Annotated in this window: 16 protein-coding genes; 15 read left to right on the top strand and 1 reads right to left on the bottom strand. The window is 61.6% G+C overall.

From position 1 onward, the window contains the following. The first annotated feature begins 34 nt into the window (after positions 1 to 34). From ACZ1JC_RS10630 to ACZ1JC_RS10590, 9 genes are all read left to right on the top strand, one after another. Positions 35 to 241, top strand: a complete 207-nt coding sequence (locus tag ACZ1JC_RS10630; RefSeq protein ID WP_465136888.1) for a hypothetical protein — start codon at positions 35 to 37, stop codon at positions 239 to 241. After that, positions 234 to 1,622: a putative O-glycosylation ligase, exosortase A system-associated gene (locus ACZ1JC_RS10625; protein ID WP_465136889.1), complete on the top strand. Its 1,389-nt coding sequence runs from the start codon at positions 234 to 236 to the stop codon at positions 1,620 to 1,622. The genes ACZ1JC_RS10630 and ACZ1JC_RS10625 overlap by 8 nt, the downstream gene beginning before the upstream one ends. A 192-nt stretch (positions 1,623 to 1,814) precedes the next feature. Continuing rightward, positions 1,815 to 2,510 carry a response regulator transcription factor CtrA gene (ctrA, locus tag ACZ1JC_RS10620; protein ID WP_132389726.1) on the top strand — a complete coding sequence of 232 codons (696 nt, stop codon included), beginning with the start codon at positions 1,815 to 1,817 and terminating at the stop codon, positions 2,508 to 2,510. A 182-nt stretch (positions 2,511 to 2,692) separates the two neighbouring features. Further along, a complete protein-coding gene (trmB, locus tag ACZ1JC_RS10615; RefSeq protein ID WP_395329915.1) occupies positions 2,693 to 3,409 on the top strand; it encodes a tRNA (guanine(46)-N(7))-methyltransferase TrmB in 717 nt (238 codons plus the stop codon). Positions 3,410 to 3,469: 60 nt separating this feature from the next. Next, positions 3,470 to 5,008: a peptide chain release factor 3 gene (locus ACZ1JC_RS10610; protein WP_465136890.1), complete on the top strand. Its 1,539-nt coding sequence runs from the start codon at positions 3,470 to 3,472 to the stop codon at positions 5,006 to 5,008. Between the two features lie 122 nt (positions 5,009 to 5,130). Beyond that, positions 5,131 to 5,835 carry an endonuclease/exonuclease/phosphatase family protein gene (locus tag ACZ1JC_RS10605; protein ID WP_465136891.1) on the top strand — a complete coding sequence of 235 codons (705 nt, stop codon included), beginning with the start codon at positions 5,131 to 5,133 and terminating at the stop codon, positions 5,833 to 5,835. Positions 5,836 to 5,986: 151 nt separating this feature from the next. Beyond that, the gene (locus tag ACZ1JC_RS10600; protein ID WP_465136892.1) at positions 5,987 to 6,325 is read left to right on the top strand and encodes a P-II family nitrogen regulator; all 339 of its coding nucleotides are present in this window, start codon (positions 5,987 to 5,989) and stop codon (positions 6,323 to 6,325) included. A 29-nt stretch (positions 6,326 to 6,354) separates the two neighbouring features. Then, positions 6,355 to 7,656, top strand: coding sequence for an ammonium transporter (locus tag ACZ1JC_RS10595; protein WP_465136893.1), 1,302 nt, complete (start codon positions 6,355 to 6,357; stop codon positions 7,654 to 7,656). Positions 7,657 to 7,838: 182 nt separating this feature from the next. Continuing rightward, entirely contained in the window at positions 7,839 to 8,177 is a 339-nt protein-coding gene (locus tag ACZ1JC_RS10590; protein ID WP_465136894.1) for a P-II family nitrogen regulator, read from the top strand. A gap of 23 nt (positions 8,178 to 8,200) precedes the next feature. Here ACZ1JC_RS10590 and ACZ1JC_RS10585 read toward each other — a convergent pair whose 3' ends face one another. Then, positions 8,201 to 8,629, bottom strand: coding sequence for a protein tyrosine phosphatase family protein (locus tag ACZ1JC_RS10585; RefSeq protein ID WP_465136895.1), 429 nt, complete (start codon positions 8,627 to 8,629; stop codon positions 8,201 to 8,203). Positions 8,630 to 8,929: 300 nt separating this feature from the next. Between ACZ1JC_RS10585 and ACZ1JC_RS10580 the strand changes: the two genes are divergently transcribed. The 6 genes from ACZ1JC_RS10580 to queC all read left to right on the top strand — a co-directional run bounded on the left by ACZ1JC_RS10580 (position 8,930) and on the right by queC (position 14,079). After that, positions 8,930 to 9,679, top strand: a complete 750-nt coding sequence (locus ACZ1JC_RS10580; RefSeq protein WP_465136896.1) for a cold-shock protein — start codon at positions 8,930 to 8,932, stop codon at positions 9,677 to 9,679. 145 nt (positions 9,680 to 9,824) lie between these two features. Next, entirely contained in the window at positions 9,825 to 11,015 is a 1,191-nt protein-coding gene (locus ACZ1JC_RS10575; RefSeq protein WP_465136897.1) for an acetylornithine transaminase, read from the top strand. Next, positions 11,015 to 11,941, top strand: a complete 927-nt coding sequence (gene argF / locus ACZ1JC_RS10570) for an ornithine carbamoyltransferase (protein ID WP_465136898.1) — start codon at positions 11,015 to 11,017, stop codon at positions 11,939 to 11,941. Before ACZ1JC_RS10575 ends, argF begins: the two co-directional genes overlap by 1 nt. Then, the gene (gene hslO, locus ACZ1JC_RS10565) at positions 11,938 to 12,846 is read left to right on the top strand and encodes an Hsp33 family molecular chaperone HslO (RefSeq protein WP_465136899.1); all 909 of its coding nucleotides are present in this window, start codon (positions 11,938 to 11,940) and stop codon (positions 12,844 to 12,846) included. The genes argF and hslO overlap by 4 nt, the downstream gene beginning before the upstream one ends. Positions 12,847 to 12,898: 52 nt before the next feature. After that, on the top strand, positions 12,899 to 13,342 hold the full coding sequence (locus ACZ1JC_RS10560; RefSeq protein ID WP_465136900.1) for a hypothetical protein: 444 nt from the start codon (positions 12,899 to 12,901) through the stop codon (positions 13,340 to 13,342). A 38-nt stretch (positions 13,343 to 13,380) separates the two neighbouring features. Then, positions 13,381 to 14,079 (top strand): 7-cyano-7-deazaguanine synthase QueC, encoded by a 699-nt coding sequence (queC, locus tag ACZ1JC_RS10555; protein WP_465136901.1) that lies wholly within the window; start codon positions 13,381 to 13,383, stop codon positions 14,077 to 14,079. The last annotated feature ends 4 nt before the right edge of the window (positions 14,080 to 14,083 follow it).

Raw genomic sequence — 14,083 nt, 5'->3', positions numbered from 1 at the left:
GGCGTCAACCCGGCACTGATAGCGGTTGCGGATCATGGTCGACATATTCGCCCTAGCTCTCAGCCACGGCCTGCTGGCACTGGCGGCCTGGCGCCTGTTACTGCGTCCCGATCTGGACGTCGAGGGCGCGCGGGCGGAGAAGGCGGATCCCGCGCAGGCCGAAAAGAAGCCACGTGCCGGTTCAGGGCGTCCGATCCGGCGCGGTGTAATCTGGAATCGCGGGGCGGGCGACGATGCTTGACCTTGGACTCACCGGCTTTCTCTGCACGTTCCTGATTCTGGGCTTCCGACGGCCGTTTCTGTGGGTGCTTTGCTATCTCTATGTGGATATCGTCGCGCCCCAGCTCATCTCGTGGGGCATCCTTTCGCACATACCCGTCTCGCTGATGGCCTTTGGCGCTGCGTTCGGCGGTTGGCTGCTGTTCGACGACAAGCGCGACATGCGGTTCAATATCCGGCAAGGACTACTGATCGCGTTGCTGATCTACTGTGCGATCTCCACGTTCACCGCGGTCTACCCCGATGCGGCGCAGGAGAAATGGGCCTGGGTGTGGAAGGCGCTGGTCTTCGCGATCTTCCTGCCGCTGACCTTGCGAACGCGCCTCAGGATCGAGGCTGTAGTGCTGGTCATGGTGCTTTCCGCCAGCGCGCTGATCATCGACGGCGGCATCAAGACGGCACTGGGTGGGGGCGGCTACGGCTCGTTACGAATCTTCGTCGAGAGCAACACGGGCCTGTTCGAAGGCTCGATCCTGTCGAGCGTGGCAATCGCCATCATCCCGCTGATCCTGTGGCTGGCGAAATACGGCACGATCTTCCCGACGGATTGGCGCGTGAAGCTGTTCGCCGCCGCGCTGATCTTCGCCTGCGCGTTGATTCCAGTGGGCACGCAGGCGCGCACCGGGCTCGTCTGCCTGGGCGTGCTCTGCCTGTTCTATCTGCGCACGGCGAAGCACAAGGTGTTGATTGCCGGGGGAATGGCGATCGCAGTCGTGCTGGCGGTACCGTTCCTGCCAGCCTCGTTCCTGGCGCGCATGGGCACGATCGAAAATCACCAGGCGGACCAGTCCGCCAGCACGCGAATCGGTGTGTGGAAATGGACCTGGGACTATGTGAAGCAGCATCCGATGGGTGGCGGCTTCGTGGTCAATATCGCCAGCAAAGTCTCCTATGACACTATCGTGACCGCTACCGACGGGGGCACCACCACCGTCACCCGCACGCGCGTGGTGGAGGAAGGGAGGGCCTTCCATTCCAGTTACTTCGAGATGCTGGGGGAGCAGGGCTTCCCCGGATTCGCGCTGTGGATCGCGCTGCAACTTACCGGGTTGCTGCAGATGGAGCTGATTCGCCGCCGCTGGAAGAATTGCAAGGAGCCGGATGAGGCTTGGGCCGCGCCGCTCGCGGTGGCGCTGCAACTGGCGCAGATCGTCTATCTGATCGGCTCGCTGTTCGTGGGAATCGCGTTCCAGCCGTTCATTCTGATGCTGGTCGGTTTGCAGTGCGGGCTGTGGACCTATCTGCAACGGATCGGCCGCCGAGAGCCGGTCAGGCGCGGTGGAAAGGCGGAAATCCGCGCATCGAAACCGCCGCGTACAGCCCTTTCCCTACCACCTACGTAGTTTTCCCATTGGGCTGCCACCTTATGATCCAATGCGGATCTCAGCCGGTTTGCGTTTTACGGCAAATTAACCTTTAACCTTCATAGGTCATATGGTTAATACACGGCAATGTCCGTTTAGGCCTGGTTAGCGTAGCGCTTGGCAGCGTTGGCGTAGGCAGGGCGGACAGAGGGGCAAAAGGGGGGCAACCCAATGCGAGTGCTGTTGATCGAGGACGAACCTACCACGGCGCGTGCGATTGAGCTTATGCTCACCGCCGAAGGGTTCAATGTATACTCCACCGACCTGGGCGAGGAAGGCCTGGATCTCGGTAAGCTCTATGATTACGACATCATCCTGCTCGACCTGAACCTGCCCGACATGCACGGGTACGACGTTCTGAAGAAGCTGCGCGTGGCCAAGGTGCAGACGCCGGTCCTGATCCTTTCGGGCATTTCCGAAATGGATTCCAAGGTCCGCTCGTTCGGCTTCGGTGCCGACGACTATGTGACCAAGCCTTTCCATCGCGAAGAGCTGATCGCCCGTATCCACGCCGTGGTGCGCCGTTCGAAGGGCCATTCGCAGTCGGTCATCCGCACCGGCAAGCTGGTGGTCAATCTCGACGCCAAGACGGTGGAAGTCGATGGCGCGCGCGTGCACCTGACGGGCAAGGAATACGCGATGCTTGAGCTGCTCTCGCTGCGCAAGGGCACCACGCTGACCAAGGAAATGTTCCTGAACCACCTTTACGGCGGCATGGACGAGCCCGAACTGAAGATCATCGACGTCTTCATCTGCAAGCTGCGCAAGAAGCTGGCGCATGCCTGCGGCGGCGCCAATTACATCGAAACCGTCTGGGGCCGTGGCTACGTTCTGCGCGATCCCGACGAACTGGCCGAAGTCGCGTAAGCGCGGCGCAAGGTCTGATTTTCCGGTTGGGGGACTGGAACGAAATTGCGATCCCCTCGCAGTGAGTGAAAACGGCCTGCCTTTCGGGGTGGGCCGTTTTTCGTTGCTTGGTGAAGCGGCGCTGCACTCGCGCATGTCCCAGGCGTTGACCTTGCGCGGCGTTGGTGTCACTGCGCCGCGCCATGACGGCTCACAAATCCGGCGATCCGACCACGCTCAACCGCCTCTATGGCCGCGCCAAGGGCAAGCCCCTGCGCGCGGGCCAGCAGGCGCTGGTCGACAACCTGCTGCCGCGAATCGCGGTTCCGCTCGAAGGTCCGGTCACGGCCGTGGGCCTGTTCGGCGATGATCGCCCGATGCATTTCGAGATCGGCTTCGGCGGCGGCGAGCACATGGCGCAGCGCGCCGACATGCTGCCCGATCATGGCTTCATCGGCTGCGAGCCCTTCATCAACGGCGTCGCGCAGGCGCTGACCCACGTGGCGGGCGACAATGGCGCGCATCCGCCGATCGGCAATGTGCGCATCCATCACGGCGATGCGCTGGAAGTGCTGGCGCGCATTCCCGATGGCTCGCTGTCGATGCTTTATCTGTTGCATCCGGACCCCTGGCCCAAGGCCCGCCACGCCAAGCGGCGCATGATGAACGACGGCCCGGTAGACATGTTCGCGGCAAAGCTGAAGAAGGGCGGAGAATTCCGCTTCGGCACGGATCACGACGTCTACTTGCGCCACGCGCTGATGGTGATGCAGCGGCATACGGACCAGTTCGAATGGCTCTGCGACAAGCCCGCCGATTTCCAGAATCGACCGAGCGGCTGGCCGGAAACGCGCTATGAGACGAAGGCGCGCACGGTTTATGGCCATGAAGTCTGGTACTTCCGCTATCGCCGCAAGTAAGCGCCGACCTGCCAATACGCGAGAGTTGCGGGATATCGCATGCGCCACTAAAGCGCGCCGATGAGCAACTCTCGCCGTACTTTCGCGATCATCTCGCACCCCGACGCTGGTAAGACCACCCTGACCGAAAAGCTGCTGCTGCAAGGCGGCGCTATTCACCTTGCCGGTCAGGTGAAGGCGCGTGGCGCCGCGCGCCGTGCGCGTTCGGACTGGATGAAGATCGAACAGCAGCGCGGCATTTCGGTCACCAGCTCCGTCATGACGTTTGAGCGGACCGATGCCGACGGCAATACGGTGACCTTCAACCTGCTCGATACGCCGGGCCACGAAGACTTCTCCGAAGACACCTATCGCACGCTCACCGCGGTCGATTCGGCGATCATGGTGATCGACGCGGCCAAGGGCATCGAGCCGCAGACGCGCAAGCTGTTCGAGGTGTGCCGCCTGCGCTCGGTGCCGATCATCACTTTCATCAACAAGGTGGACCGTGAAGGCCGCGCCTGTTTCGACCTGATGGACGAAGTGGCGGACATGCTGGCGCTGGATGTCTGCCCGATGTCCTGGCCGGTCGGCATGGGCGGCCTGTTCGAAGGCATTCTGGACATTGCCACCGGCAACGTCAGCCGTCCCGAAGGGCCGAGCAAGGAATACCTCGGCCATGTCGACGAAAACGCCACTCTGCCCGATGCCGTGGCGGAAGAGCTGGAACTGGCGCAGGCCGGCTATCCCGAATTCGACGTCGATGCCTATCGCGGCGGTGACCTGACGCCGGTCTACTTCGGTTCGGCGCTGAAGAATTTCGGCGTGGCCGAACTGATCGATGCGATTTCGAAGTTCGCGCCGCCGCCGCGCCCGCAGCCTTCGGAGGCGGGTACGATCGAGCCGGAGAACAAGGAAGTGACCGGCTTCATCTTCAAGGTGCAGGCCAACATGGACCCGATGCACCGTGACCGCATCGCCTTCATGCGGCTGGTTTCGGGCACCTTCAAGCGCGGCATGAAGCTGACGCCCTCGGGCCTCGGAAAGCCGATCGCGGTGCACTCGCCAATCCTGTTCTTCGCGCAGGATCGCGAGATTGCCGACAGTGCAGAGCCGGGCGATATCATCGGTATCCCCAACCACGGCACCTTGCGCGTGGGCGATACGCTTTCGGAAAAGAATCTGGTCCGATTCACCGGCCTGCCCAACTTCGCGCCGGAAATCCTGCGCCGCGTGGCGCTGAAGGATCCGACCAAGACCAAGCAGCTGCGCAAGGCGCTGGACGACCTTTCGGAAGAGGGCGTGATCCAGGTGTTCTACCCCGAAATCGGCTCGCAATGGGTGGTCGGCGTGGTCGGCCAGCTTCAGCTCGACGTGCTGATCAGCCGTCTTGAAGCCGAATACAAGGTGGAGGCGGTTCTGGAGCCTGCGCCGTTCGACACGGCGCGCTGGATCAAGGGCGAGGACAAGGCGCTGCGCGATTTTGGAGAGTTCAACAAGATGAACCTCGCCAAGGACCGCGATGGCGACCCGGTGTTCATGGCGCGTTCCGCATGGGATGTCAGTTATCAGCAGGAGCGCAATCCGGACCTGACCTTCAGCGCCACAAAGGAGCGCTGAGGAGGGAACCGCCCGCAGGTCTTGCGGATTGGATATTGCGCCTGTTCGGACCAGGGTCATCTTGGCTTTGGTAGAATGGGCGGCTTAGACTGATCCTTCCGCGAAACCCGTGGGGCCCATCCTTGCAGATTACGTTCGCCAGCTACAACATCCACAAGGCCGTCGGTCTCGACCGACGGCGCGATCCCGAGCGCATTCTGACGGTGCTGCGCGAGATCGATGCCGATGTCGTTGCTTTGCAGGAAGTGGATCGCCGCTACGGACGGCGCATGGCGGCCCTGCCGCTCGACGTGATCCATGGCGCGTCGGATTATACGCCCGTGCCGCTTTCGATGAAGCCGGACAGTCTGGGTTGGCATGGCAATGCCATTCTTGTGCGCAAGGGCATCCATCTGCGCGATGCCTCGCCAGTGCCGCTGCCGGTGCTGGAGCCGCGCGGTGCGGTACGGGCGGATCTGGAATTGGAAGGGCATCGTTTCCGTGTAGTCGGCATGCATCTCGACCTGTCGGGCCTTCGCCGCAGGTTGCAAGTGCGAAGTGTTTTGTCCCATGTCGATGGGTGCGACGCGCATGTGCCCACCGTATTGATGGGCGATCTCAACGAATGGTCGCTGCATGGCGGCTGTTTTCGTGAATTCGCAAAGCCTTGGCATGTGCTCGCGCCCGGCCGCAGTTTCCCATCGCGCCGGCCGTTGGCCCAGCTGGATCGCATCATCGTATCCGGTGAATGGGCGGTTGTTGGAACAAATGTCCATCACAGCCCGCTCTCCGCGACAGGATCCGATCACCTGCCGGTTTTTGCCAAGCTGGAATTGCCTAAAAAATAGGCAGTTGCTCATGAATCAGGCGGCAGTTCGTGCTGCACTTGCGAGCGTTATATAAAAATCACGCCGAAACTCGCCAATTGATAAATTGGCACGCCCCTTGCTTCACGTAATCGCAGCCGGTGCTGGGGCCGGTGGCAAGCAGGGGATAGGCATGAAGTTCATCATAGCCATCATCAAGCCCTTCAAACTCGACGAAGTTCGGGAAGCGCTGGGCGCGATTGGCGTCGCCGGCATGACCGTTACCGAAGTGAAGGGCTTCGGTCGTCAAAAGGGGCAGACGGAAATCTATCGTGGGGCCGAGTATTCGACCAACATGCTGCCGAAGGTGAAGATCGAGGTCGCCGCTCCGGACGATCTGGCGCCGAAGATCGTCGAGACGATCCAGCAGATCGCCAGCACCGAAGCCATCGGCGACGGCAAGATCTTCGTCCTCGATCTGGCATCGGCGGTGCGCATCCGTACCGGCGAATCCGGCGATACCGCGCTGTGACCGGCGCTTCCCACAGGAGGGATTCCACGATGAACCGCAAAATTCTTTGCGGCGCCGGCGCTCTGGGTGCGTCGCTGTTCGCCGCCGTGCCTGCTTTTGCGCAGGCCGCCGCCACGCCGACGATCGACAAGGGCGATACCGCCTGGATGCTCACGTCGACGCTGCTCGTCTTTCTGATGATCTTGCCCGGCCTTGCCCTGTTCTACGGCGGCCTTACTCGCTCGAAGAACATGCTCTCGACGATGACGCAGATTGGCGCCGCTGCCAGCCTCGCGATGCTGATCTGGGTCATGTATGGCTACACGATGGCCTTTGGTGAAGGTGGCAACGCCTTCATTTCCGGCTTCGGCAAGGCGTTTCTCAAGGGCGTCACCCCCGATTCGGTTTCGGGCAGCATTCCCGAATACGTTTTCGCCTGCTTCCAGATGACCTTCGCGGCGATCACAGTGGCGCTGGTTCTCGGTTCGACCGTAGAGCGCATCAAGTTTTCGGCCGTTATGGTCTTTGCGGTCGTGTGGCTGACTATCGTTTACTTCCCGATTGCGCACATGGTGTGGGCTCCGACCGGCTACTTCTTCGGCCTCGGTGCTCTCGACTATGCCGGTGGTACCGTCGTTCATATCAACGCTGGTGTCTCGGCTCTTGTTGCCGCGATCATTCTTGGTAAGCGCAAGGGCTATCCGAACGAACCGATGCCGCCGCACTCGCTGACGCTGACCTTCGTTGGCACGGGCTTGCTGTGGGTGGGTTGGTTCGGCTTCAACGCCGGCTCGGCCCTGTCGGCTAACGGCGCTGCCAGCCTTGCAATGATCAACACTTTCGTCGCCACCGCATCGGCCGGCCTGTTCTGGATGCTCGCCGAGCGTCTGGCTGGGCACAAGGGGTCTGCTCTGGGCTTCTGCTCGGGTGTCGTTGCCGGCCTCGTCGCCGTCACCCCGGCTGCGGGTAACTCGGGTCCGTTCGGTGCCATCGTCCTTGGCGGTGTGGCTTCGGTGATCTGCTTCTTCGCTGTCAGCAAGCTCAAGCCCGCACTCGGCTACGACGATGCTCTCGACGCATTCGGCGTCCACGGCATCGGCGGCATTGTCGGCGCGATCGGTACCGGCATCGTTTACTCGCCTGCGCTCGGCGGTCCCGGCAAGGCCGACTTCTCGATCAGCTCGCAGCTCGTGATCCAGGTTGAGGCGGTGCTTGCCACTGTCGTTCTTGCGACCATCGGCACGGTGATCGCGATCTTTATTGCCAAGGCAGTCACGGGCCTTCGTGTCGCTCCCGAAGTCGAACAGGAAGGTCTCGACATCGGCGAGCATGGCGAGCGCGCTTACAACTAAGATTTTCGAGCTTGGCGGCGGCGGGATTTTTCCTCTCCTCCTTTCCGCTGCCGCCTACAGGTGTTCCTCCTGCGAACACAAACTCAAGGGCCGGAGCCAGCCGCTCCGGCCCATTTTTCTTTGTCGTGGGGGAGGCTTTGTGTGATGCTGCGCGCATCACTCACCCGGCCAGGGAGATGGGCGTGAAATACATCATCGCGATCATCAAGCCGTTCAAGTTCACCGAAGTGAAGGACGCCCTTGCCAGTGCAGGGGTTTCCGGCCTGACGGTGTCGGAAGTGAGTGGCTTCGGCCGTCAGAAGGGCCAAACCGAAATCTATCGCGGTGCGGAGTATTCCTCCAGCCTGGTGCCCAAGATCAAGCTGGAGATCGCAGTGTCCGACGCCTTTGCCGGCACCGTGGTGGAGATCATCGGCAAAACCGCAAGCACCGATGAAATCGGAGACGGCAAGATCTTCGTCTTCGATCTGGCCGAGGTGCTGCGCGTGCGCACCGGCGAGCAAGGTGACATAGCGCTATAGCCAGCGGTTTGCTGGCCGCGTGTTCAGCGGCCGGCTGCAAACATCTCGATCAATTGGCGGACGGGCGTCACATCGTAACCGGCTGCGGCCGCTTTCGAGGCGATCACGGCGGGATTGTCTCCGGCCTTCGCGCGGGCAAGCGCCCAGAGCAATGTCGAGCGGGTGCCCGAACGACAATAAGCGAGAACCGGACCATCGGCACTATCGAGCGCCTGCATCATCGCATCCACCTGTGCCTGGCTAAAGCCGGCATGGGTTACCGGGATCGCCACGTAGTCGATCCCCGCTTCGCGCGCCGCATCTGCGATGGCGTCCCCGGGGATCTGGTCGTCGCTTTCGCCTTCGGGGCGATTGTTGATGATTCGCACGATGCCCAGCGCTTTGGCTTCGGCAATGGCCTCGATCCCGATCTGCGGACTGGCGAAGACGGATTCAGTGACCTGGCGAAACATCTATGAAACTCCCACGCATGAGCAGCGGCGTGGCCGCGGTTGAGCCTGAAATTCCCCTGCGTCAAGCACATAGTTTGGACAAGAGATGAACGCCGACCCAGTCAAAATGCAGCCTTTCGGATACAGACTCGCAAAAAGAGGCGTAATTGTGTTCGCCTTGCCCATATGACTCGTGTATGACTCGGCCTTGCAGGTGGCGGGAGAGCTGCGTCTCTTCCGCTTGTCTGACGGTCGGCACGGTTCGTCCACGTGTTCGGGTGAATGCTTTTTTTGGGGCGCAGCGAAGGTACGTTCGTAGACATGGGTTTTGACAGAGGTCGTCGCGGAAGGGGACGCGACAAGCGCGATGGTGGTTTCGGGGAGAACGAATTCGATCCGTTCTTCGCCGGGCAGGATCGTTTCGGAGGCGGTGACCGCTTCGGTGGCGGCGACCGTTTCGGTGGCGGCGGTGGTGACCGTGGCGGCTTCGGCGGCGGTGATCGCGGCGGCTTCGGCGGCCCGCGTGGCGGCGGCGGTGGCGGCTTCGGCGGCCCGCGCGGCGGCGGCGGTGGCGGCATGCCTGCCCAGGTCGTTGGCCAGGGCAAGGGCGTCGTAAAGTTCTTCAACGGCGCCAAGGGCTTCGGCTTCATTCAGCGTGAAGAAGGCGGCGACGATGTGTTCGTTCACATCAGCGCGGTCGAGCGTGCAGGCCTTGAAGGTCTCGCCGAAGGTCAGCAGCTGGAATTCCAGCTGGTTGATCGCGGTGGCAAGATTTCGGCCAGCGAACTGGTGATCCTTGGCGACGTGATCCCTGTCGAAAAGCGCGAACCTGCACCGCAGCGTCAGCTTACCGGCGAAAAGGCCAGCGGCACCGTCAAGTTCTTCAATTCCATGAAGGGCTTCGGCTTCATCACGCGTGATGATGGCCAGCCGGACGCATTCGTTCATATCAGCGCTGTCGAGCGTTCGGGGCTCTCGGGCCTCAACGAAGGCGATCGCGTGGAGTTCGACATCGAGGTCGATCGACGAGGCAAGTACTCGGCGGTCAACTTGTCGGCGCTCCAAGGTTGATCTAGCCTGCACCCTCCTCGGTGGTTTGACCGGGGGATGCAAAAGCATAGAAGCGCGCAAATGGCGGTCCGGATAGGGCCGCCATTTGTCGTTTTCCGATTCCCGATCTTTTTCGCTTTACTGATTCGTTTCGAGGAACAACGTCATGTCGATTACGCCACTGATGCCCGTGTACCCCCGGTGCGGCGTCCGCCCCGTTCGCGGCGAGCACTGCCATCTTATCAGTGAAGACGGTCGCCGATTCCTCGATTTCGCAAGCGGTATTGCCGTGAACCTGCTGGGGCATTCGCATCCGGGCCTGATCGGCGCGATTCAGCAGCAAGCTGAAACGCTGATGCACGTGTCCAATCTCTATGGCAGCCCGCAGGGCGAAGCTGTGGCGAAGCGGCTGGTCGATCTGACTTTTGCCGATACCGTCTTCTTCACCAATTCGGGCGCCGAGGCGGTCGAATGCGCGATCAAGACCGCGCGTGCCTATCACCAGCATGTCGGCAATCACGAAAAGTATGAGCTGATCACCTTCAACAACGCCTTCCACGGGCGGACGATGGCGACGATCAGCGCATCCAATCAAGAGAAGATGCACAAGGGCTTCCTGCCTCTGCTGCCGGGCTTCAAGTACGTCGAATTCGACGATCTCGAGGCGGCCAAGGCGGCGATCGGCCCGAATACGGCAGGTTTTCTCGTTGAGCCGATCCAGGGCGAAGGCGGCATTCGTATCGCATCGCAGGCGTTCATGCAGGGATTGCGCGACCTTTGCGACGAGCACGATCTGATGCTGGTTCTGGACGAGGTGCAAAGCGGTGTCGGTCGTGCCGGCACCTTCTATGCTTACGAACAATACGGCATCATTCCCGATATTATGTCGACAGCCAAGGGCATCGGCGGTGGCTTCCCTGTCGGCGCGTGCCTGGCGACCGAAAAGGCGGCGCGCGGCATGGTCTACGGCACACATGGATCGACCTACGGGGGCAATCCGTTCGCGATGGCGGCGATCGGTGCTGTCTTGGACGCCGTTGCCAACGAAGATTTCCTTGCGGACGTTCGCGCCAAGGGGGAACGCCTGATGGCGCGCTTGGAGCAGTTCATTGGCAACTATCCGGAACTGTTCGATTCCGTTCGCGGCAAAGGCCTGTTCATTGGCCTTAAGCTGAAGGTCGAACCGCGCGCCTTCGTCGCGCACATGCGCGACAATCATAATCTCCTGACGGTATCGGCCGGAGATAACGTCGTTCGCATCCTGCCGCCGCTGGTAATTGATGACAGCCACATGGATGAATTCATGGAAAAGCTTTCCGCTGCGGCTGCGAGCTACCAGCCTGAAGAGGTGGCGTGATGCAGCGGGATTTCCTCAGCCTTGGTGATGCTGGCGGTGATGCGCTGGCGGCGATGATCAACGATGCCATCGATCGCAAAACTGCGCGCAAGGCTTGGCCCAAGGCTCGGCCGGATGTGGATGCGCCGTTGGCAGGCCATGTCCTGGCCACGATCTTCGAGAAGAACTCGACGCGTACGCGCGTTTCTTTCGATATGGCGATGCGCCAGCTTGGCGGCAGCGCCATGATCATGGAAGCCGGCAGCACGCAGATCGGACGCGGCGAAACGATCGCCGACACCGCCCGCGTCCTCAGCCGTATGGTCGATGCGATCATGATCCGTACGGACGATCACGCCAAGATCGAGGAACTGGCTCATTACGCCGACGTTCCGGTGATCAATGGCCTGACCGATCTTTCGCATCCGTGCCAGATCGTCGCCGACCTGTTGACCATCGTCGAGCACGGTTTTGCCTTGCCCGGGTTGCAGATGGCCTGGCTGGGCGATGGCAACAATGTCGCCAATTCGCTGATCGAGGCAGCGGGATTGATGAAGTTCACAATCCGCATCGGCGGCCCGGCAGGCTATGAGCCGGATCCGGCGTTCATTGAGCGTGCCCGCGCCGCTGGCGGTGAAGTCATTCTCACGCACAGTGCGGAGGAGGCAGTCGCCGGGGCGCAGGTCTTGGTTACCGATACCTGGGTTTCCATGGGGCAGGCCGGCGGCGAAAAGCACGTGGCCGCGATGCAGCCCTATCAGGTCAATGCCGCGTTGATGGCCAAGGCTGCTCCGGGCGCCAAGTTCCTTCACTGCCTGCCTGCGCATCGCGGTGAGGAAGTGACGGATGAGGTGATCGACGGACCGCACTCGGTCGTGTGGGATGAGGCGGAGAACCGCATCCATGCGCAGAAGTCGGTGCTGCTGTGGGCGCTCGGCCGGCTGTGAGCGACGATCTGCCCATCCGTGCCGACGATACCGGCTTTGATCGAGTGCTGGCGTTCACCGTGCCGTCGCGCAATGCGCGCGGCCGGGTCGTCAGGTTGGGGCCGGTGCTGGAAACGGTGCTTTCGGCGCACACTTATCCGAAAGTGGTGAAACACGTCTTGGCCGAGGCGCTGGTGCTTTCGGCCTTGATGGGATCTCTGCTGAAGGATGAGGGCGCGCAGCTTACCTTCCAAGCGCAGGCTGAAGGCGGCGCTGTGGATCTGCTCGTCTGCGATTACCGTAATGGCGAACTGCGTGGCTATCTTCGCCATGACCCGGATCTTGTGGAACGGCTGGAGGAAGACTGCTCCCTGGAAGCAATTTTCGGGACGGGCTATCTCGCCATCACCTTCGATCTGGCGGCTACCGGGGCGCGCTATCAGGGCGTGGTTCCCCTTGAAGGGGAATCGCTGGCGCAGGCTTGCGAGAAATACTTCGCGCAGTCGGAACAGGTGCCGACGCTGATCCGGGTATCCGTGCGGTCGAATGACCCCCGCTGCGTGGCGGGCGGGTTTCTGGTTCAGCATTTCCCGGACGGAGAGGAAGGCCGCGAACGTCTGCACGTGCAGGAGCAGCATCCCGATTGGGAGCATGTTGCGATCATGGCCGGGAGCGTTCGGCCGGAGGAACTGGTCGACCCCGTACTCAACCTGGAACAACTCGTGTGGCGGATCTTCCATGAGGAAGAGGAAGTCAGGGTGGAGCCACTGCTTCCGCTCCAGCGCGGGTGCCGGTGCACCGTTGAATATTATCGGGAAATCCTCTCGCGGTTTCCGGAGACCGAGCGCGTGGACATGCGTGATGAGACCGGCATGATCCCGGTCGATTGCGCTTTCTGTTCGAAAATCCTGCATATTCCCGCCTGAACGACAATTCCTGCGGTTGTGGGAGCCGATCGGGATGGTCTAAGAGGCGCCCATGGGCATGATGGACGATCCGGTATCGCCACTTCGCGGCAACTCTTTCCTGGGCGTGGCGCTAAGGGCCGGGGTGATGGGAATCAGTCTGGCGATTTTCGCTGCACCGGTCATGGCGCAGAAGAAGCCCCTGGCCCTGCTGGACCAACTGGACCGCGGAAGCTGGGAGCTTCGCGGCCTGGGAAATGCCGGCAAGCTGTGCCTGCGAAGCGGGCAGGAGCTTGTCCAGCTTGAGCATCGCGGCGAGGCATGCAGCACCGTGGTCGTCGATGACAAGCCGAACGAAGTGACGGTGCAATATACCTGTCCTGGGCGCGGCTATGGCCGCACGCACATTCGCCGGGAAACCAATGCCCTCGTCCAGATCGACAGCCAGGGCATCGCCAATGGCCGGCCGTTCGCCTTCGCGACCGAGGGGCGCCACCTGGGCAACTGCGGCGTCTGACGGTTGTCATCGCGCGCGGGAAAGCCTAGCGCGAAGGCATGCAAGACAATTCTCCCTCCCCAGCGCCGCGGAAGGCGGTTGTTCTCCTTTCCGGCGGTCTTGATTCCATGGTCTCCGGCGGCCTTGCGCGTGAAGCCGGTTTCGAGATCAATGCCCTGACGATCGACTATAATCAGCGTCATCGTCGGGAAATCGATGCGGCCAGGCATATCGCCCGGGAACTTGGCGCGAAGCGCCATGTCATCCTCCCGCTCGACCTTCGCCAGTTCGGCGGATCCGCGCTCACCGATGAAATCGACGTGCCCAAGGAGGGTTTGGAGCCGGGCATTCCGGTTACTTATGTTCCGGCGCGGAACCTGGTGTTTCTTTCGCTGACACTGGCATGGGCAGAGGCGATCGGAGCGTCCGACATTTTCATCGGCGTGAATGCCCTGGACTATTCCGGGTACCCCGATTGCCGGCCCGAGTTCATTGCAGCCTTCGAGAACATTGCCACTCTAGCCACCAAGGACGGAGACGAGGGAACCAAGTTCCAGATCCATGCTCCGCTGCAGTTCATGGGGAAGGCCGATATCGCGCGCGAAGCGGATAGGCTTGGGCTTGAGGCCGGGATGAGCTGGTCGTGCTATGATCCGCAGCCCGACGGTAGCGCCTGCGGTTTGTGCGATAGCTGCCGATTGCGCAAGGCAGGCTTTGCCGAGGCGGGATTGGTGGATACCACGCCCTACGCCGCCTGATCAT

The organism is Sphingomonas sp. BL-S-28, assembly GCF_055521515.1.
Note: the sequence above shows the minus strand (reverse complement) of the source record. Positions and strands in the feature narration are given on the sequence as shown.